Below are 19905 nucleotides of genomic sequence, written 5' to 3'. Positions count from 1 at the left end.
TCGGCCGGACGGGCCGCCGCCCCCGGTGCCGGAGCACCGGGGGCGGCGGCCCGGGGGCCGGTGGCCCCGGCCGTCACACGATCACCCCGACCAGGCCCTCTTCCGAGGCCTGGGGCTGGGCGGACCAGGGGCGGTTGGCGACGGGGGTCACCGCCAGGGCCGCCCGGGCGATGGCGTCCGAGTCGCCGAGCGTCACCGAGTCGACGCCGGGGCGGATGCCCGCGGCCGTGACCCAGTGCACCGACTCCGTCGGCACGCCGTAGGCGAAGCGCCGGGGATGCGCCTGGCCGTTGCCGTCCAGCAGCCGGTAGGGCCGCTCGGTGACGGCCAGCCCGCCCGTCTGGTAACTCCGGCCCTGGGACCCGGCCATGGAGTACGGCTGGGCCTGCCCGGTGTCCAGCAGGTGGCGCATCAGCGGGTCGTCGGTGCGCCGCAGGTCGGGCTCGGGGAGCCGGGCCTCGATCAGGACCGTGGAGTGGATCGGCGGTCCGGGGACATCGGTGGAGACCGCGACGAACTGCGGTGCGGCGGTGTCCACGGCGATCTTCGTGCCCGGCCCGGTCACCTCCAGGAGACCGCACTCGATGAGGGCGATCATCTCCTCGATGCGGGAGGCCGGCGGGCCGATGGAGAGGAAGGCGTTGAGCGGGGTGTACCAGCCCTCCAGTTCGTCCCGGTAGGAGTCGCCGGCCAGTCCGCCGTGGTCGACCGCGAGCCGGATCTCGTTGCGCAGATCGCGCAGCACGTCCAGCGCGGCCTTGACCGGACCGCTGACGTTGCCGCTGCGGGCGGCGATCACATCGGCGGCCAGATACTCCAGCAGCCAGGACCGGAAGCTCTCCCGGCTGGTGAACTCCCGGCTCTCGTACGGCCTGGAGAGCCGGTCCCAGGACCAGTGGTCCTCCGGCTGGATGCCGAACTCCGTGAGCAGCTGCGCCCCGTCGTCGTCTACCGGCCGCTTCAGGTAGCGGTCGGCCAGCTCCGCGCCGTCCGCCGCGCGGTCCCGGGCGGTGAGCAGGGTCTCGTAGTAGACGCTCTCCACCTCCCGGGAGATCAGCGGCCACAGGTCGGTCTTGAACCGGATCTGCTGGCCTTCGGCGGAGCGGGCGCGCAGCTTCTCGATGTACTCGACGGTGAGCAGCCGGGGGAAGTAGCGGCCGTAGGCGCCCTTCTGGTTCTCGCCGCGGGAGTGGTAGGGCACCCCGCGCCGGGAGAAGGCGTACATCTTCGGCTCGCGGCCCGAGGCGTGGTAGACGAGCTTGCCGTCCTCGCCGCGCTCGAAGGTGCCGCCCCGGCCGACGCTGAACAGCGCCATGTGGTCGAAGAAGTTGAGCCCCAGGCCGCGCAGCAGCACCGGCTGGCCGGGCTTGACGCCGGTGAGGTCCAGGTCGGCCGGGTTGGCCGGGGCCACGTAGGTGAGGTGGTGGATCCGGGCGAGTCCCGCCGTCCGCGCCTCGCGGGCGGAGAGCCGGGTCGGTAGATGGCCCTGGGCCAGGATGATGGCGTCCAGCTCGTTGAGCCGGGTGCCGTCCTCCAGTCGGACGCCCTGGGTCCCGTCGGTGATCCCGTGCACATCGGCGATGGCCACCGCCCGGGAGCGGTGCACCTTGACCGCCACGTGCGCCGGGGCGCGGTCCACCACCTCCTGGAAGCAACTGCGCAGGTAGCGGCCGTAGAAGGAACGGGTGGGGTACGAGTCCGGGCCGAGCGCCCTGGCCTCGGAGAGCACGTCCTCCTCGGCCTCGCCGTGGCCCGCCTCGGTCCGCGCGACCAGGGCGCGGGCCCACTCGTACAGGCTGGGCCCCGCCTCGATGGGGCCCTCCAGCCGGGCGCTGTCGTCGGTGAACACGGTGATCTGCGAGGCCACCGTGTTCATCAGCAGGTGGCGGGACTGCTCGGGCCGCCAGACCGTGCCGGCCCCCGGCGGGGAGGGGTCCACCACATGGATGGTGACCCCGGCGTGGCTGGGGGCGGCCCGCTCGTTGGCGCAGAGCCGCTCGATCACCGACAGGCCGCGGGGCCCTGCGCCCACGACACAGGTCTCCAGGAGAGCCCTGGTCATGACAGCTGGCCGTTCCCGTTGGAGCCGGCCGCCAGCAGCCGGGCCAGTTCGAGTCGTTTGATCTTGGTGGTGGCGGTCTGGGGGAGGTCCTCCAGCTTCCACCGGACGGGGTCCGCCATCGCGGGCAGCCCGACGACGGCGTCCTTCCAGACCCGCTCGTCCAGCGGCTTGTCGTCGCGGGTGGAGACGACGGGGACGGGGCGGCCGTCGGGGCCGGGGATGATGATGACCTCGATCAGGTCCTCGATCCGGGCGAAGAGCTTGTCCTCGATCTCCAGGGTGGACTCCACGCCGGGGATCTCGTCGACCTCGCGGTCCAGCAGGTGCAGACAGCCCCACTTGGTGCGGTAGCCGACGTCACCCATGCGCCACCAGCCGTCGTTGACCTGCTTCTCCCACCGCTCGTGCTCACCGAGGTAGGTGACGATCCGGCCGTCGCTGCGGACCTCGATGAAGCCCGGCGAGGACTTCGTCGGCGGGCGGCCGTCGCGGCTGACCACGCGGACGTTGGTCATCCCGTGGAACGGCGAGCCGACACAGCGGCCGTCCGCCTCGGCACCGCGCTTGCGCGAGTACGTCCGCGCGGCGATCGGGCCGACCTCGCTCTGCCCGTACGCCTGGGCGAAGAGCGGCAGCTTCCGGCGCGAGGCGCCCAGCAGCGTGTGCACGGTGCGCGGGTGGATGGCGTCGAAGGTGGAGCTGAAGTACTTGACGTTGCTCAGCGGGCCGCGCGGGTCCTTCGCCAGCACCTCCCAGCGCAGGAAGGTGTTGGGGTGGGCCTCGATGAGCCCCGGCGGGACCTGGGAGAAGAGCTTGGCGACCGACTCCGGCTCGTCGTCCTTCAGGATGATCAGCGGGTGGCCCTGGAGGATCGCGATCGGCATGGCGGTGAACATCCGCGAGTGCACGAACGAGACGTGGATGGCGATCGGTTCGCGGCTGCGGACCGCCGAGACCACGGTGGCCTGCGGGCGGTAGCGGGCCTGGAAGGTGTGGCCGGTGTGGACGGCCAGCTTCGGGGTGCCCGTGGTGCCCGAGGTGTGGGTGATCAGCGTGGGGTGGTCCGGCGGCATGGTGATCGGGTCGACCCGTGCGGTGCCGGCGTACGAGGCCAGCGGGGTGGCGCCCTCGAAGGTGCCGGAGGTGAGCAGGACCTTCTTGGCGACCTCGAAGACCTCGGCCGGAAGGCTGTCGGTGAGCTTGGCCTCGTCGGTGACCAGGTAGGGCTGCTGGGCCCGGCGCACCAGCTCGACGACGGTCTCGCCGTCCAGCTTGGGGGAGAGCAGCACCGGCACGGCGCCGATCCGCGCGGCGGCGCAGGCCATCAGTGAGATGTCGAAGCCGTCGGTCTTGTGGACGACGATCTTCTCACCGGTGCGGACCCCGGCGGCCCACAGCCGCGACGCCAGCTCGGCGACCAGCTCGGCCACCTCGGGCAGGGCCAGGCGGCGGCCCAGTTCGGGCGCGACGTCCAGGTCGTGGTCCAGGATCACCATGTTGCCGGGATGCCGGGCGGCCGCCCGGTCGAAGAGCGTCCCGAGCCGGATGCCCTTGTTCCCTATTCGTTGCAGAAACATCTCGCCCACTCCGTTTCACGTACGCGGGAAGGAACCCGTCATGCGGATTCGATGACGTCCTTGATTCGCTTGAGGGTGTCGTCGAGGTCCCGTTCCAGCTTGGCGGTCCAGTCCGCGACGAATCGCTTACGAGCATCCTCGTCGAGCTCGGAGACGATCTTGTGAATTCCGGCGGTCGCCTTTCCCATGCGGAAATGGTGGACCAGCCGGCTGCCTTCGGCGAGCGGCTCGATGTCGAAGCCCCAGACGGATTCCTGGTCGTCCTGGGCGTGCGAGAGCATCATCCAGCGGAAGGTCACCCCCGGCTCGGCCGCCGTGACCCGGGCCTCGGTGTACCAGGTCCCGCGCACGAGCGGGGCCCAGGCCACGACCTCCTCGCTGCGCAGGTTCTCACCGCGGAAGATCGTGCCCACCGCCGCGGGCTCTCCGCCGATCCATTCACCGCCCCGGCATTCGGGGCTCCATTCGGCGCTGCGCGGCAAATCGCTGACGACCGCGTAGACCTCTTTCGGGGTCGCGGAAACCTCAATGTCCGCGCGCAGTTCGAACAGTGGAGAATTGTCGATGACTGATTCGCTCATAAGGAGAACTCTGGTAGCGCGCCGAACGCGGGTCAACAAACCCCGCGATGGTCCGTCAAGTCCTTTCCGGTGCGACTTCTTCCGCGTCGCCCCTGCCGGCCTTCTCGACCCTCAGCAGGATCTTTCCGCGGACCTCGCCGCGTTCCAGAGCGCCGTGCGCGTCGGCCGCGGCGCTCAGCGGCATCGGCACCGTCGCCGGGGGCAGCAGCTTCCCGGCGGCCAGCAGCGTGCCGATGGTCTCGGCGGCGGCGGCGAGTTCGGCGGTGGTGGCCTGCGAGATGGCGAAGCCGACGACCGAGCAGTCCTTCAGATAGAGCGGTCCCGCGGGCAGCACCGGCCGCGTGGTGAGCCCGGCGAGCACCACCACCCGCCCGCGCCGGGCGAGCAGGTCGACGGCCGTCTCCAGGTCGTTGCGGGCCGAGGTGTCGATCCAGACGTCGACGCCCTGGGGGCAGGCGGCCCTGAGGCGCCCGACCACGTCCGGGTCGCGGTAGTCGATGACCTCGTCGGCGCCGAGGCCCCGGAGCCGGTCGATGTCCCGGGCCGACGCGGTGGCGACGACCCGCGCCCCGGCGTGCACGGCGAGGACGACGAGGGCGCTGCCCACGTTGCCGCCGCCGCCCAGGACGACGACGGTCTCACCGGCTTGCACCCGGCCGTGGGGGTGCAGGGCGAGGTAGGCGGTGGCGGCGGGGTGGGCGAGGGCGACGGCGTCCTCGGGGTCGACCCCGTCGGGCAGCCGGTAGAGCCGGTCGGCGGGGACGGCCACGCGCTCGGCGGCGGCCCCCTGCCGGCCGGCGTGGCCCATGCTGTTGCACCAGACGCGTTCGCCGACCTCGAAGCCGGTGCCGGGCGCGGCGGCGGCGACGGTGCCGGCCAGATCGCGGCCGATCACGAACGGGAAGGTCACGGGCGTACGCCAGGCCCCGGACCGGACGAAGGTGTCGACGTGGTTGACGGAGGCGACACTCACGTCGACCAGGACCTCGCCCGCCTGTGCCACAGGCTGGGGGAGTTCGCCGTACCGGATGGTGTCGGGGGAGCCGAGCTGTTCGATGTAAGCGGCGAGCATGGTGCCGGAGTCTGGCAGCGGCGGACGGACGCCGTCACCACCGGCGAGGACTCTCTGTCAGGTCGGTTGATCTCGGGCCGCGCGGACCGTGCGGCACCTGCGCGGGGGCGCCCGATCGGACCTGACGGATACCTCCGGGAGCACTCGGCGCGCCCCTAGCCTGGACGTCGTGGACCCGACACGCACCGACCCTGAACCCATGGACCCCGCACCCGCAGACCCTGAACCCACCGACCCTGAACCCACCGACCCTGAACCCACCGACCCTGAACCCTCTGACCGCGTACCCGCCGACCCAGCACGCGTCGCCCTCGTACTCGTCGATCTCGGCCCCGGCGATCCCCGGATGGCCGCCGATGTGGCGCCGCTGATCCGGGCGTTGCGCCCGCGGCTGTCTGCCGACGCCTTCACCGCCTTCGCCGAGGAGGCCCACGCCCAGGGGCTCCGCTTCACCGTCGCGTACGACACCGCCACCGGCCGGGCTCTCGGGGCGGCCACCCACCGGGTGCTGGCGACCAGCCGGGGGCGGCTGCTGTTCGTCGAGGACCTGGTGACGGCGGCCGGAGCCCGGGGCCGGGGGGTCGGCGCGCATCTGATGGCCGAGCTGGAGCGGCGCGGCCGGGCGGAGGGGTGCACCCGGCTGGAGCTGGACTCGGGCACCACCAACGTCGACGCGCACCGCTTCTACCACGCGCGCCGCCTGACGGTGGCCGCGTTCCACTTCGGCCGGGAGCTGGAGCCGGACCCCGGCACGGAAGGGGGCCCCGGCATGGAAAGGGGCGCCGGCACGGGCGGGGGCGCCGGCACGGGCGGGGCCTCCCCGGACCGCTGACGGCGCTCAGAACGCGTATCTGATCCGCAGCCACGGCGCGTGCCCGGCGATCAGCTCCCGCAGCCGGACCAGGGCGTCCCGCTTGATCCCGTGGGCGTAGCGGACGTTGAGCGCCCCGTTCTCCGAGCGCTTGGTCTCCTGCGCGGCGGGCTGCCAGAGGACATCCTCGGCCCGGGGGTGCCAGCCGAGGTTCACCTCGTGCAGCTGCTGGTTGTGGGTCAGCATGATGATCTCGGCGCCCGCCTGCGCCTTCACCCGGGCGGGCAGGCAGTCGTCGAGTCGGTCCAGCAGGGCGGCCCAGTCGCGCTGCCAGCCGGGGCGCAGCACCACGGGGGAGAGGTTGAAGTGGACCTCGTACCCCGCGTCCAGGAAGTCGGCCGCGGCCGCGATGCGCTCCGCGACCGGGCTGGTACGGAGGTCCAGCAGCCGGGAGTCGTCCGGGGGCATCACCGAGAAGCGCACGCGGGTGCGCCCCTGCGGATCCAGTGCGAGCAGATCGGGGTTGACGAACTTCGTGGCGAACGAGGCCTTCGCGGTGGGCAGGGAGCGGAACGCGGCGATGAGATCCGCCGTGTTGTCGCAGATCAGGGCGTCCACCGAACAGTCGCCGTTCTCCCCGATGTCGTAGACCCAGGCATGCGGATCGCACTGGTTGGGCTCGGGTTTGGGCCCCTGCGCCCGGACGTGCCGCCGGACGTGGGCGGTGATCGCCTCGATGTTGGTGAAGAGCGTGATCGGGTTGGCGTACCCCTTGCGGCGCGGCACGTAGCAGTACGCGCACGCCATCGCGCAGCCGTTGGAGGCGCCGGGGGCGATCCAGTCGGCCGAGCGGCCGTTGGGGCGGGTGGTGAGGCTCTGCCGGACGCCCAGGACCAGCGTCTCGGTCTTGATCCGGGTCCAGCGGGCGATGTTGCCCTCGTTGCCGTGGAGGGAGGGGACCCGCCAGTGCCCGGCGATCTCGGTGACGGGGACGCCGGGCAGCCGGGACAGGATCTGCTGCCCGCGCGGCGAGGCGAGCGCGGCGGGCTCCGCGTACACCTCCCGTACGTCGAGCATCCGCCGGGCCCGCGCACTGTCCCGGAACCCGCCGCTCCGACCGGGCGGGTCGGCGGGCAGGGCCTCCTCCCAGCCGAAGAGGGCCTGCTGCTCGGGCTGTCCGGGCCGGTCGGGGGGCTGGTGCACGGCCCCGACCCTACGGGGGCCACCGCGGGGCAGGGCCCGACGGGCCGGTGCCGGAGTGTCGCCGTACGGGGGCGGGCGCGGGCTGCCACGATCGTCGGGCCCGGTCACGGAAGGCGGCTCCCCCCATGGCACCACGCCCGCACTGGCTGTTCGGGGACCAGCTCGGTCCGCACTTCCTCGACCCGCGCCACGGCGGCCCGGACGACCGGGCGCCGGTGGTCATGATCGAGGCGCGTTCGGTGCTGCGCCGGCGCCGGTTCCACCGGGCCAAGGCGCACCTGGTCCTCTCCGCGATGCGGCACCGCGCGGCGGAGCTCGGCGACCGGGTCACGTATGTCCGGGCGGAGACGTACGGGGAGGGTCTGGAGAAGGGGCGCGGGAGCGGGCCCCTGACGGTCCGCCACCCCACCTCACGCCGGGCGCTGGAGTTCGTGAGCGGGCTGGAGGGCGTCGAGATCCTTCCCGCCAAGGGCTTCCTGGTGAGCCACGACGGCTTCGCGGAGTGGGCGGGGAAGGGCGGCCGGGGCAAGGGTGGCGGGAACCTGCGGCTGGAGGGCTTCTACCGCTGGGTGCGGGAGCGCCACGAGCTGCTGATGGACGGTGACCGGCCCGTCGGCGGGCGGTGGAACCTGGACCACGAGAACCGCGAACCGCCGCCCCGGGGACAGGAGACCCTCGACGTCCGGGGCCCCTGGCGGCCGTCCGAGGACGAGATCGACGAAGAGGTCCGCCACGACCTGGACCGCTGGGAGCGCGACGGAGAGGTCGAGTTCGTCGGGAGGGACGGCCCGAGGCTCTTCCCCGCCACCCGGCGCGAGGCCCGTACCGCGCTGCGCCACTTCGTCGCCCACCGGCTGGCCGGTTTCGGCCGCCACGAGGACGCGATGCTCGCGGCCGACCCGGTGCTGAGCCACAGCCTCCTCTCCGCGCCCCTGAACCTCGGCCTTCTGGACCCGGCCGAGTGCGTGGAGTCGGCCGAGAAGGCGTACCGGGCGGGCGACGCGCCCCTCAACAGCGTCGAGGGCTTCGTCCGGCAGATCGCGGGGTGGCGCGAGTACGTGTGGCACCTCTACTGGCACTTCGGGGAGGAGTACCGCCACCGCAACGCCCTGCGCCACACGGATCCGCTGCCCGGCTGGTTCCTCGACCTGGACGCGGACGCGGTCACCGCCAACTGCCTCTCCACCGTCCTCGCCCAGGTGCGGGACACCGGCTGGACCCACCACATCCCCCGGCTGATGGTGCTCGGCAGCCGGGCCCTCCAGGACGGCTGGGACCCGGCGGCCGTGACCGACTGGTTCCACCGCTGCTTCGTCGACGGCTACGACTGGGTGATGCTCCCGAACGTGGTCGGCATGTCCCAGTACGCCGACGGGGGCCGGATGACGACCAAGCCGTACACCTCGGGCGGCGCCTACATCCACCGCATGAGCGACTTCTGCTCCCCCTGCGCCTACCGTCCCACCGACCGGACCGGCGAGCAGGCCTGCCCGTACACCACCGGCTACTGGGCCTTCCTGCACCGCCACCGCACCCCCCTCGCCGCCAACCACCGCACGGCCCGCGCGGTGAAGGGCCTGGACCGGCTCAAGGATCTGCGGGAGCTGCTGGAGACGGCGGCGGAACGCGGCGACACGCCTCCCTGACCGCTCGACCGGGCGTCGGCCCCGACCGGCCGACCGGGCCTCAGCGCAGTGCGCTCTTCTCCTGCCACTCGGCCCAGGAGAGGTTCCAGGCTCCGAAGCCGTTCCCGGGGGCGACCACGCCCTTGGTGTCCTTGCCGGTGATCTCGAACGGGTCGCCCGGCCGCACCTGGGCGTAGAACCAGGCGGCGTCCGCGTCGCTCATCCCGATGCACCCGGAGCTCTCGTTGGACCGCCCGAAGTACTTGGCGTTCCACGGGGCGGCGTGGGCGTACATGCCCGACCAGGTCAGCCGCAGGGAGTGGTCGACCATCTTGTCGTAGGCGTCGCCGAGGCCGACCGTCTCGGAGTTCATGTTGATCGTGCCCTCCTTCGCCATGAGCACGGCGGTCCCGCGCCAGGAACGCTTGTCGCCGCCGGGCGTGCCGCCGGAGACCGGTATGTGGCGGAGCGTCTTCCCCTCCCGTACGAGGGAGAGCCGGTGGCGGTCCAGGTCGACCTTGACGACCTGCCCGGCGCCGACGGTGAAGGCGGTCGTGTAGTCGCGGACGAACCAGCCGCCGTCCGCGCCCGAGTCGGTGCCGTTCAGCTCGGCGTTCAGCGTGACCTCGGTGCCGGGCTTCCAGTACGTCCGGGGGCGCCAGTCCACCCGGTCCCGGCCCGACCAGTCGCGCAGCCAGCCCCAGGAGCCCTCGGTGTCGTTCGAGGTGGTGACCTTGAGCTGCTTCTCGACCTCGGCCCGGTTCCTGACGGGGTGGTCGAAGACCAGGGAGATCGGCTGGGCGATGCCCACGGTGGTGGCCCCGCCCGGCCGCCAGTCGACCTTGTTGACCTTGCCGGCCGGGGCGGTGGTGAAGGCGGCCGTGCTGCTGCCCGCCGTGCCGCCCGTGCTCCGGGTCGCCGTCCTCACCTCGTACGCCGCCCCGGGAGCGGCCTTGCGGGCGGAGGTCCAGGTCCGGCCGTCGGCGGCGACCTCGCCGGGGAGCGTACGGCCGTCGGCGTCGGTGACGGTCACCGAGGTGAGCGTGCCGCCGGTGGCCGTGACCCGCACCGGTTCACCGGCCGGGACCTGCTTCCCGGCGGGCGTCACGGCGACGGTGACGGGGCGGTCCTCGGCGCTCGGTGTCGCCCGGGTGGCCGCCGTGGTGCCCGTGGTGCCCGAGGGCTCGGCGGAGCAGGCGGCGAGCGGGGCCAGCAGAGCGGCGGCGAGGAGGGCGGTGCGGAGGCGGGACGGGGACGTACGGGAGCGGTACGGGTGCGGCAGACGGGACAACGGGACCTCCGGGGCATCACGAAAGAGGCGGTCGGGACGGGCGATGCCGTGACTGTAGAGCCGGGAATCCCGAGGTCAGAGGGGGATGGAGCGATGTGACGGCGACTGGTGAAGAACGGTCATGGTCCGGTCACATTCGCCGGACGCAGCGGTCATGGAGCGCTGTGAGCATCCTCCGCATCCCCGTCAGAGCGCGGGGAGCCGCCCCCGCCGGAGGCCCGGGGAACCGCCCCCGCGAGAGGTCCGGGGAGAAGGAGAGGCTCAGACCGTGTCAGCGCTGCTCGTGCCGCCGTCGTCGTCGTCCAGCCCCGCGCGCCCGGCCGGGAACCGGCCCGTCACCCTGCGGGCCATCACCGCCCCGGCCTACCGAGCCTTCCTCGACTCCCCCCGGGGCACGGCTCTGGGGGCCGGGTTCCTCCAGTGCCCGTCCTGGGCCGACGTCAAGGAGGGCTGGCGCTCCCTCCTGCTCGGCTGGGGGCCGGACCCGGAGGCGGGTGAACTGACGGGCGTGGCCATGGTGTTGCTGCGGCAGTTCCCCGGCACCCGCAAGTACTTCGCGTACCTCCCCGAAGGGCCGGTGGCGAACTGGCGCGACCCCGACGTCGACAGCTGGCTCGGACCGCTGCTGGAGCACCTGCGGCGGACCGGGGCCTTCGCCGTACGCATCGGGCCCTCGCCCGCCTACCGGCGCTGGGACGCCGCCCTGCTCAAACCGCTCGCCGGTCCGGGCCGGCGCCTGGGCGACGTCCTCGCCAGCGAGGTCGACCCGCTCGGCACCGCCGTCGCGGAGCGGCTGCGGGCCCGGGGCTGGAGCCGCTGCGGCGGGGACGGGACCGGCGATGACGGGGGCGGGGACGCCCAGCCCCGGTACGTCTTCCACGTGCCGCTCGCCGGACGCACCACGGACGACCTGTGGTCCGGGCTCAACCAGGAGTGGCGGCGCAATGTGCGCCGGGCGCGGAAGGAGGGCGTGGAAGTGGTCGTCGGCAGCGCCGCGGACCTGCCCGAGTTCTGCCGGCTCCTCGCCGTCACCGAGCGGCGCGACGGGTTCCGGCTCGGCCGCTCCCTCGCGTACTACGAACGCCAGTACGCGGCGCTCAACGCCGAGGAGCCGGGGCGGATGAAGCTGTACCTCGCCCGCCACCGTGGGGAGGTCCTGGCCGCCCACACGCTGATCACGGTCGGCCGCCGGGCCTGGTACCAGACGGGCGCCTCGGCCGACCACCGCCGCGAGGTCAGGCCCTCCAACGCGCTCCAGTGGCGGATGCTGCTGGACGCCCACGCCCTCGGGGCCGACATGTACGACATGCGCGGGGTACCCTCCACTCTCGATCCGGACGAACGTGCGTACGGGTTGCTGCGGTGGAAGCTCGGCACCGGGGGACGGGTCGTCGAGACGCTGGGGGAATGGGAGAAGCCGTTGGGCGGCAGCGCCAACCATGCGCTCCACCGTGCCTTCCAGGCGTATCTGAGGCGTCGATGAAGCAGGTGCAAGGCGGTGGGAAGGCCTCGGCGGCGGCTTCTGCCCCCGAGACCCCGGCGCCGGAGGCGGCGACGGCACGGGCGGCACCGGCCCCGCGCGGCAGCGCCGTCATGGCCGCCGGTTCCGTCGTCGCCCGCGCCACCGGCTTCGGCCGCTCCGCCGTGGTCGCGGCGGCGATCGGCACCATCGGCCCGACCGCCGACGGTTACGCGGTCGGCAACGCCCTGCCCACCATCGTCTACATGCTGCTCGTCGGCGGCGCGCTGAACGCCGTCTTCGTGCCCGAGCTGGTCAGGGCCGCCAAGGAGCACGCCGACGGAGGCCGCGCCTACACCGACCGGCTGGTCACCGCCTGTGTCCTCGCGCTCCTCGCCCTCACCGCGACCGCCGTCTGGGCGGCCCCCGCCATCGTCGGCGCGTACACCGACTACACCGGCCACCAGGCGGCCATGACCGTCGCGTTCGCCCGCTACTGCCTGCCCCAGATCTTCTTCCTCGGCCTGTTCACGCTGCTCGGCCAGATCCTCAACGCGCGCGGCCGGTTCGGCGCGATGATGTGGGCCCCGGTCCTCAACAACGTGGTCGTCATGACCGTCTTCGGCCTCTACCTGGCGCTCGCCCTCGGTACGGGGCCGCAGGCCGTGCCCACCGCAGCCGGGACCGCGCTCCTGGGCTGGGGCACCACCGCGGGCATCGCCGTCCAGGCCCTCGCCCTCCTCCCGGCGCTGCGCGCGGCCCGCTTCCGCTGGCGCCCCCGGTTCGACTGGCGCGGCAGCGGGCTGGCCCGCCCCCTGCGTGCGGCGGGGCGGCTGGTGCTGCTGGTCCTGGCCAACCAGGCCGCGTACTGGGTCACCACCCGGCTCGCCACGGCCGCCGGGAGCGCGGGCGGCCCCGGCTTCGGCGCGTACAACAACGCCTACGCCCTCTGGGTCGTCCCGCACGGCATCGTCACCGTCTCCGTGGTGACCGCCCTCCTGCCCCGGATGAGCGCGGCGGCGGCCGACGGGGACACGGGCGCGGTGCGGCAGGACGTCTCCCACGCCCTGCGCGTCAGCGCCGCCGCCGTCGTCCCCGCCGCCTGCGCGCTGCTCGCGCTCGCCCACCCGCTGATGGCCCTCGTCTTCGGCTACGGCAGGACCAGCGCCGCCGACACGGCCGCGATGGCGGGCATCCTCATGGCCTTCGCACCCGGGCTCGTCGCCCTGTCCGGGCAGTACGTGCTCTCCCGCGCCTTCTACGCCCTCTCCGACACCCGCACCCCCTTTCTCCTCAACCTGGTGATCGTCGCCCTCAACGCGGCGCTGTCCCTGGCCGCCGCCCAGCTGCTGCCCGCCCGCTGGGCGGTGACCGGAATGGCGGCGGGGTACTCCCTGGCGCTCTGCGCGGGATGGGCGGTGACGGCGCGGGTGCTGAGCCGCAGGCTCGCCGTCGAACGCCCCCTGCGCTCCTCGGCGGCGGCGCGTGCCCACGTACGGCTGCTGCTCGCCGCCGTCCCCGCCGCAGCGCTGGGCCACCTCGCGGCCGTGGGCGCGGCACCGGCGGGGGCCCCGGTCGCCGCGACCGCGGGGGCGGCCGCCGTCGTGGTCGCCTTCGCCCTGCTCGCCCGTCCGCTGGGACTCGCCGAACTGGACGCGCTGCTGACACGTCTACGCCGACGGGCCGCGCGCGTCCGTGCCCGCTCCTGACCACCACCGCCACGATCACCCCCAGGGAGAACCACTGATGCCCCGCGTGCTCCTCATCGAGGACGACCCCTCCGTACGCGAAGGGGTCGAACTCGGGCTGCGCCGCCGCGGCCACGACGTCCGGGCGACCGCCACCGGCGAGGCCGGTCTCGCGGCGCTGGCCGACTTCCGCCCCGACCTGCTGCTGTTGGACCTGATGCTGCCCGGCATGAACGGCGTCCAGGTCTGCCGCCGGGTCCGCGAGCGCAGCCAGCTGCCGATCATCATGCTCACCGCGCGCGGCGACGACTTCGACGTGGTCATCGGCCTGGAGGCCGGGGCCGACGACTACATCGTCAAACCGGCCCGTACGGAGGTGATCGAGGCCCGCATCCGTGCCGTGCTGCGCCGGATGGACGACAGTGGGCCGGACCGCCCGGCCATCGAGACGCACGGCGAACTCACCATCGACCGGGTCGGGTTGACGGTCTCCAAGGGGGGCCGCCCGCTCGCGCTCGCCCCCTCGGAGCTGCGGCTGCTGCTGCACCTGGCCGCCGCTCCCGAGCAGGTGTTCAGCAGGCAGCAGCTCCTCGAACACGTCTGGGAGCACACGTACCACGCCGACGCCCGGCTGGTCGACGCCTGCGTCGCCCGGCTGCGCGGCAAGGTGGAGGACGAGGTGGGCAGCCCTCGTTACGTCCAGACGCTGCGGGGCTTCGGCTACCGCTTCGGGCCGCTGTGAGCACCGCGGCCCGTCCGTCCGGTGCCGGTACGGACCGCGATCGGCGGTCTCGCCCCCGACCCCGTTCGCGCGTGCGGGCGTTCGGCCTGCGGGCCCGGCTGCTGGCCGCCTTCCTCCTGGTCGCCGCCGTCAGCGCGGGCACGACGGCCACGCTGACCTACCGGGAGGCCCGCAGCGCGCTGCTGAAGAGCGCCCAGGACACGGCGGTCGCGACCTTCCGTGAGCACGTCCAGCAGACGGGCTTCGCCCTGCCCGTCCGGGCGGAGGGGGCGGAGCGGGAGGGGATGGAGGACCTGCTGCGCGACCTCGCCCGCAAGGGCAAGCCGCGTCCGTGGGTGGTGTTCGCCGAGTACGGCTCGGTCCGCGTCTCCTCCGGCGAGAACCCCGTCTCCACCGTCATCACCCCCGAACTGCGCCGTGCCGCGCTGGCCAACCCGTACGGCCACTTCGAGCGGGTCGTCAAGGACGGCGTCCCCTATCTGACGATCGCCGTGCCGACCGTCTTCAGGACCGGGCCGTACAGCGTGCTGCCCAGCGGGCTCGTGCTCTACGCCGTCATGCGGATGACCGACGAGCAGGTCACCGTCGACGCCCTCCTCACGGCCGCACGCGACGGCGCCCTGCCCGGCCTCGCCGTCGCGCTGGTCCCCGGCCTGATCGCCGCGCGCAGTGTGCTGCGCCCGGTTCGGGAGCTGAGCCAGGCGGCCCGCAGCATGGGCAGCGGCCGACTCGACACCCGCATCCCGGTACGCGGCAGAGATGAACTCGCGGACATGGCAAGGACGTTCAATGAATCGGCGCGCCAACTGGAGGACTCCGTGCAGGAGTTGCGGGAGGCCGAGGTGCGGGCGCGCCGGTTCGCCTCCGACGTGTCGCACGAACTGCGCACCCCGCTCGCCGGGATGCTCGCCGTCACCGAGGTCCTGGACGAGGGCGCGGACCACCTGGACGACGACACCGCCCGCGCGGTCCGGCTGGTCAGCGCGGAGACCGGCAAGCTCGCGGTGCTCGTCGAGGACCTGATGGAGATCTCCCGCTTCGACGCCCGCGCGGCCGAGCTGAACGCCGACGAGGTCGATGTCGCCGAGGCCGTCCGCAAGACCCTCCAGAACCGCCACTGGGCCGACGACGACCGCGTCCACGCCGAACTCCCCGCCGGTATCCGCGCCCGGCTCGACCCGCGCCGCTTCGACGTGGTGGTCGCCAACCTGGTCGGCAACGCCCTGAGGCACGGTGCCGCGCCGGTCACGGTGGGCCTGCGCACCGAGGAACGCCCCTGGGGAGCAACGGTGTTGATCGTGGAGGTGGCGGACCGGGGCCCCGGTATCCGCCCCGGGTCCATCCCGTACATCTTCGACCGCTTCTACAAGGCCGACGCGGCCCGTACCCGCTCGGCGGGCAGCGGGCTCGGGCTCGCGATCACCTCGGAGAACGTACGGCTGCACGGCGGGACGATCCGGGCGGGGAACGGACCGCGGGGCGGGGCGGTCTTCACGGTCGAGATCCCGCTCCGAGTGGAGGGGGCGGGCGATGAGGAGTGACAGGGGGCGGGCACCCGGACGTCCGGTGGGCCCGGTGGCGTGGGGCCGTAGGCGGGTACGCGGCCGGGGGCCGACGGCGGTTCTGGCGGCCGTCGTCGTGGCGGTGGCCGTGCCGCTGCTCGGCGGCTGCGGGATCCGGGGGACCGACGTCATCGAGGCGGGCGGCCCGGCGACCGTCGAGGCGTTCTACAACCGCGAGGACGACATGATGCTCTTCTTCCGCGCCCCCGACGGGGCGGTGCGGCCCGTGATCCGGACGGTCCGGCCCGCAGCGGGGTTCGGGGAGGAGTACACCGGCCCCCTCGATCCCGGGCCCATACCGACGGAGGAGGTCGTCACGGCGCTGCTCGCCGGCCCCGGACAGCCGGACCGGGCCGCCGGTCTGACCACCGACCTGCCCGCCACCCGTCCCGGCGGAGAGGTCGGGGTCACGTCTCTGGCGACGGACCGGATCGTGGTCCGCCTCCCGATCGCCCTGAAGGGCCTGGGCGCGACGGCCATCGACCAGTTGAGCTGCACGATCGCCTTCAGCCGGGACCCGGCCGGCCGTTTCGTCGTCGAGCTGGAGGGCCAGGACGGCACGTCCCGATCCGGTACCTGCCCTCTCGCATCGGTCGTCTCCACCGGCTCCGGCACCCCCGGGAACGCCCCCACGCGGACACCGGACCCGGCCGGATCCGCACCACCGTGATGGCCGGTCAGCTTGCGGTGGGTGCGGGCGAGGAGACCCTTTCCAGCGCGGCCCGCGTGGTGGTCGCGCGCTGGGCGGCGCGCAGGGCGGCGTAACCGAGGAAGCCGCCGAGGGTGTTGGCGATCAGGTCGTTGACGTCGACGGCGCGGCCGTTGGCGAAGGCGATGTACTGGAGCAGCTGGGTGACCTCGATGCCCAGGCTGATGAGGGCGCAGGTCAGGACGGTGCGGCCCCGGGTGATGCGGGGGAACAGCAGCGGCAGGAGGAAGCCGAGCGGCAGGAACATGATCACGTTGGGGGCCATGGTGACGTCCGCCAGGAGCAGCGGGACCGGCTGGATCTGCCCGATCCACTCCGCCTGGTTGCGGTACATGCCGCCGTAGACCCAGAGGGGGAAGAGGGTGAGCGAGGCGACGGCCGTCGCGTAGAGCGCGGTGGCGGACCGCAGCAGCAGGGGGCCGCCGCGCCAGCCGGGCGCGTCGCGCCGGTGGCGTACGAGAGCCACCAGGGCGAAGGCGAGGAGCGCCGGTCCGAGGACGGCGGCGGTGGGGATCTTGTACTGAAAGTCCATGGGGAGTCCGTTGAGGTGGGGGGCCTGCCGGCCCCGGGCGGATCGTTCCGCGACGATCCTGTCCGCGCGGGACACGGGCGCGGATCTGCCGAAGGACGGAGCCCGGGCCGCCGCCCTACGACTTTCGGCAGAGGGGCGCGCCGGCCCCCGCTACGTACGCTGCGGACATGCACTCCCCGCACTTCGGCCGCGGCGCCTCCCGGACGCGCCGCGCCCTGTTCCGCGTCGGTGTCGTCCTCGTCGGGGCCGGTCTGGTGCTCGCCCTGGCCGCCGACTACCGCACCGGTGTCCTCGACTCCTCGCTCTCGCTTCAGGTCCGGCTCTCGGCGCTCGCGCCCGTGGCGGCGCTGTCGCTCATGGCCGTACGCCGGTGGCGCGGCGATCCACGGGTGGTGGCGGCGGCCGGGGCTCTGGCCGGGGCCTGGTCCCTCGGGTGCGGTGCGTGGATGCGGGTGGTGGCGGAGCGGCCGGGGTCGTCGGCGGGGCACGCGGACGCCTACACCCTGTTCGAACTCGCCGCGCTCGTCGTCGTGCTGGTCCTCACCGTCCGGTACGGGGCCGCCCGGCCCGCCGCCGGGGCGGCCGTCCTGCTGTGCCTGGCCGTGGTCCTGCGGCCGGTGGCCGTGCGGGTGACGGAGAACGGGCTGATCCTGGCCATGTTCTGCACCGTGGCCGTCTGCGCCGGGCTGATCGGCGCGCTGGTGGCCCGGCTGGCCGCCCTCGACCGGCGGCGCCACGCCGAGCAGGTGCGCCTGGAGCAGCGGCTCACCTTCGCCCGGGACCTGCACGACTTCGTTGCCCACCATGTGACGGGCATCGTGGTGCAGGCCCAGGGCGCCCAGGTCGTCGCGGGGTCCAGGCCGGAGCTGGCCGTGTCGGCGCTGGGGCAGATCGAGCGGGCGGGCGCCGAGGCGCTGCGGGCTCTGCGGCACATGGTGAGCGGGCTCCGCACGGAGCCCGCGTTCGTGCCGGGGTCCGGACCGGCTGACGCGGCGGGGTCCGGACCGGCGGACCCGACGGCGGGGGGAGTGGCCGGGCTCCGCGTCCTGGTCGCCGCCTTCACCCTGCCCGGCGGCGGCGCGGCCCGCCTGGTGGAGGAGGGGGCCGTCGACCGGCTGCCTTCGGCGGCCGTGGCGGCTGTTCACCGGGTGACCATGGAGGCGCTGACCAACGTACGCAAGCACGCCCCGGCCGCCCGGCGGGTGACCGTGACGCTCCGGGCCCTGTCCGGGACGCTCGAACTGGACATCGTCAACGACACCCCCGACCCGGTCCCGGGCGCGGACGCGGCATCGCGTACGGACACGCCCGCCACGGCGGGGTACGGTCTCATCGGCCTGGAGGAACGCGTCACCGCCGAGGGCGGCGTCTTCCACGCGGGCCCCGACGACAGCGGTCACTGGCGGGTGAGCGCCCGCATGCCCTGGGAGAGAGCGTGGAGGGACGGCCCGTGATCCGGGTACTGCTCGCCGACGACCAGGAGATCGTCCGCACCGGCATGGCCATGATCCTCTCCGCCGAGGACGACATCGAGGTGGTCGCCCAGGCCCGGGACGGCCTCCAGGCCCTGGAGCTGGCCGCACTGCACCGGCCGGACGTCGTCCTGATGGACATCCGCATGCCCCGCCTGGACGGCCTGGACGCCCTGCGCCACCTCACCCGGCCCCATGCCGCGCACCGGCCGCAGGTGGTGATGGTGACCACCTTCGACGACGAGGACTACCTGACCCGTGCGGTGGCGGCGGGGGCGGCCGGGTTCATCCTCAAGGACTCCGGCCCCCGCCTGCTGGCCGAGGCGGTCCGGGCGGCGGCGGCCGGGGACTCCCTGGTGAGCCCGTCGATCACCGTACGGCTGCTGAGGCGGCTCCGTACGGCAGGTTCCGCCCCGGGCACCGCCGCCCGGCACGCCGCCACCCGGCTCTCGCCCCGGGAGCGGGAGGTGGTCGTGCTGCTGGCCGAGGGACTGACCAACGCCGAGATCGCCACCGCCCTCTCCATCACCGTGGGCACGGTGAAGACCCACCTCACCAACGTGCAGGCCAAGCTCGGCGCGCGCAACCGCGTGGAGATCGCGGCCTGGACCTGGCGCAACGGCCTTGCGGGGCAGGGCGCCTGAGCCCTGGTAGCGGCCCATGGGCCGCCGGGGCGGCGGCCTGAGCACGGGACGCCGGCCGGGGCAACGGGCCACCGGCGGTGAAGATCCGTCCCCCGGGGGCGGCCCGGGCCGCCGGAAAATCCGTTGACGTCCCCGCGGGGCGCCCTGTTAGCGTGCAGGCGTCGTTCTGCTGGATTCTGTTCATGTCCGGGCTCTCCGCCCGGGGGAGAGGGTGTTCTATGACCCGGCCCGCGCCGAGTGCGCCTCACCGCACCGCGTAACCGTCCGCCGCTTCACGCTGCCCGCCCGTCCTTCCGGGCGCCGCTTCCGGACGTGCCCTCCGGTGCCCTGAACCGAGGCCATTCGGCCTGCTCTTGCTGTCATGACCCACTTCCCAGCAAGGAGCACCCCGGGTGTCCAGCCACACCGACCGCACCACCACCCACACTCTCGGTCTGACCACCTTCGCCTGCACCTGGTGCGGCCTGACCGTGTCCGCGTACGCCGCCGACGGCGAGCCGCGCAACCACTGCCCGTCCTGCCTGCACTCCCGGCACGTCCTCGACCACGTCGAGGGCGGTCCGAGCGACTGCGAGGGCCGGATGTCCGCGATCGCCATCGCCGTGCTCCGCACCGGGGACTGGATGGTGGTCCACCGCTGCGTACGCTGCGACGAGCTGACCTCGAACCCGGTCCGCACCGACGACAACCAGCTCATCCTGATGCGCATGGCGGTCCGGCCACTGGCCCAACCCCCCTTCCCGCTCGAAGCGTTCGGAACCCTCTGACCGCCCCACCGGGAAGGAACTTCCCAATCGTGTTGTCAAGCCGCTCCCGTGACGGGAGGTGAAGTGTGAAAGCACTCTCCGTCACGGATCATCGCCCACAGGACGTTG

Annotated in this window: 17 protein-coding genes; 10 read left to right on the top strand and 7 right to left on the bottom strand. The window is 73.5% G+C overall.

Features of this window, described 5'->3' with window-relative positions:
• Positions 1-73: 73 nt before the first annotated feature.
• From AC0682_RS24135 to AC0682_RS24120, 4 genes are read right to left on the bottom strand one after another with little or no spacing between them, the layout of a single operon-like run.
• Complete coding sequence (locus tag AC0682_RS24135) at positions 74-2062, bottom strand: FAD/NAD(P)-binding protein (protein WP_478535064.1); 1989 nt, start codon at positions 2060-2062, stop codon at positions 74-76.
• On the bottom strand, positions 2059-3639 hold the full coding sequence (locus AC0682_RS24130; protein ID WP_254812224.1) for a class I adenylate-forming enzyme family protein: 1581 nt from the start codon (positions 3637-3639) through the stop codon (positions 2059-2061). The genes AC0682_RS24135 and AC0682_RS24130 overlap by 4 nt, the downstream gene beginning before the upstream one ends.
• A 38-nt stretch (positions 3640-3677) precedes the next feature.
• A complete protein-coding gene (locus AC0682_RS24125) occupies positions 3678-4220 on the bottom strand; it encodes an SRPBCC family protein (RefSeq protein ID WP_254812225.1) in 543 nt (180 codons plus the stop codon).
• Positions 4221-4275: 55 nt separating this feature from the next.
• Entirely contained in the window at positions 4276-5292 is a 1017-nt protein-coding gene (locus AC0682_RS24120; protein ID WP_478535063.1) for an NADPH:quinone reductase, read from the bottom strand.
• 199 nt (positions 5293-5491) lie between these two features.
• Here AC0682_RS24120 and AC0682_RS24115 point away from each other — a divergent pair, with 199 nt between their 5' ends.
• The gene (locus AC0682_RS24115; RefSeq protein WP_478535062.1) at positions 5492-6124 is read left to right on the top strand and encodes a GNAT family N-acetyltransferase; all 633 of its coding nucleotides are present in this window, start codon (positions 5492-5494) and stop codon (positions 6122-6124) included.
• Between the two features lie 6 nt (positions 6125-6130).
• Here the strand turns inward: AC0682_RS24115 and AC0682_RS24110 are convergent, their stop codons facing one another.
• The gene (locus AC0682_RS24110) at positions 6131-7306 is read right to left on the bottom strand and encodes a spore photoproduct lyase family protein (RefSeq protein ID WP_478535061.1); all 1176 of its coding nucleotides are present in this window, start codon (positions 7304-7306) and stop codon (positions 6131-6133) included.
• Between the two features lie 125 nt (positions 7307-7431).
• On the opposite strand from AC0682_RS24110, the gene AC0682_RS24105 reads away from it, so the two are divergent.
• Positions 7432-8952, top strand: a complete 1521-nt coding sequence (locus tag AC0682_RS24105) for a cryptochrome/photolyase family protein (protein WP_478535060.1) — start codon at positions 7432-7434, stop codon at positions 8950-8952.
• 40 nt (positions 8953-8992) lie between these two features.
• On the opposite strand, the gene AC0682_RS24100 is transcribed toward AC0682_RS24105, so the two are convergent.
• Entirely contained in the window at positions 8993-10213 is a 1221-nt protein-coding gene (locus AC0682_RS24100) for a L,D-transpeptidase (RefSeq protein ID WP_478535126.1), read from the bottom strand.
• Positions 10214-10490: 277 nt separating this feature from the next.
• On the opposite strand from AC0682_RS24100, the gene AC0682_RS24095 reads away from it, so the two are divergent.
• Genes AC0682_RS24095 through AC0682_RS24075 form a run of 5 tightly spaced genes read left to right on the top strand, consistent with a single transcriptional unit; the run spans position 10491 to position 16343 of the window.
• Positions 10491-11705, top strand: coding sequence for a lipid II:glycine glycyltransferase FemX (locus tag AC0682_RS24095; RefSeq protein WP_478535059.1), 1215 nt, complete (start codon positions 10491-10493; stop codon positions 11703-11705).
• A complete protein-coding gene (murJ, locus tag AC0682_RS24090; protein ID WP_478535058.1) occupies positions 11702-13390 on the top strand; it encodes a murein biosynthesis integral membrane protein MurJ in 1689 nt (562 codons plus the stop codon). Before AC0682_RS24095 ends, murJ begins: the two co-directional genes overlap by 4 nt.
• A gap of 37 nt (positions 13391-13427) precedes the next feature.
• The gene (locus tag AC0682_RS24085) at positions 13428-14111 is read left to right on the top strand and encodes a response regulator (protein WP_478535057.1); all 684 of its coding nucleotides are present in this window, start codon (positions 13428-13430) and stop codon (positions 14109-14111) included.
• A complete protein-coding gene (locus AC0682_RS24080) occupies positions 14108-15652 on the top strand; it encodes an ATP-binding protein (protein WP_478535056.1) in 1545 nt (514 codons plus the stop codon). Before AC0682_RS24085 ends, AC0682_RS24080 begins: the two co-directional genes overlap by 4 nt.
• Positions 15653-15686: 34 nt before the next feature.
• Positions 15687-16343, top strand: a complete 657-nt coding sequence (locus AC0682_RS24075; RefSeq protein WP_478535055.1) for a hypothetical protein — start codon at positions 15687-15689, stop codon at positions 16341-16343.
• 7 nt (positions 16344-16350) lie between these two features.
• Here the strand turns inward: AC0682_RS24075 and AC0682_RS24070 are convergent, their stop codons facing one another.
• Positions 16351-16914 (bottom strand): VanZ family protein, encoded by a 564-nt coding sequence (locus AC0682_RS24070; protein WP_478535054.1) that lies wholly within the window; start codon positions 16912-16914, stop codon positions 16351-16353.
• Positions 16915-17081: 167 nt separating this feature from the next.
• Here AC0682_RS24070 and AC0682_RS24065 point away from each other — a divergent pair, with 167 nt between their 5' ends.
• From AC0682_RS24065 to AC0682_RS24055, 3 genes are all read left to right on the top strand, one after another.
• Positions 17082-18368, top strand: a complete 1287-nt coding sequence (locus AC0682_RS24065) for a sensor histidine kinase (protein WP_478535053.1) — start codon at positions 17082-17084, stop codon at positions 18366-18368.
• A complete protein-coding gene (locus tag AC0682_RS24060; RefSeq protein ID WP_478535052.1) occupies positions 18350-19030 on the top strand; it encodes a response regulator in 681 nt (226 codons plus the stop codon). Before AC0682_RS24065 ends, AC0682_RS24060 begins: the two co-directional genes overlap by 19 nt.
• Before the next feature lie 392 nt (positions 19031-19422).
• Entirely contained in the window at positions 19423-19797 is a 375-nt protein-coding gene (locus tag AC0682_RS24055; RefSeq protein ID WP_478535051.1) for an RNHCP domain-containing protein, read from the top strand.
• The last annotated feature ends 108 nt before the right edge of the window (positions 19798-19905 follow it).

Source organism: Streptomyces sp. NPDC043746 (assembly GCF_056436485.1).
The sequence above is the reverse complement of the archived record's forward strand: the minus strand, read 5'-3'. Positions and strand labels throughout refer to the sequence as shown.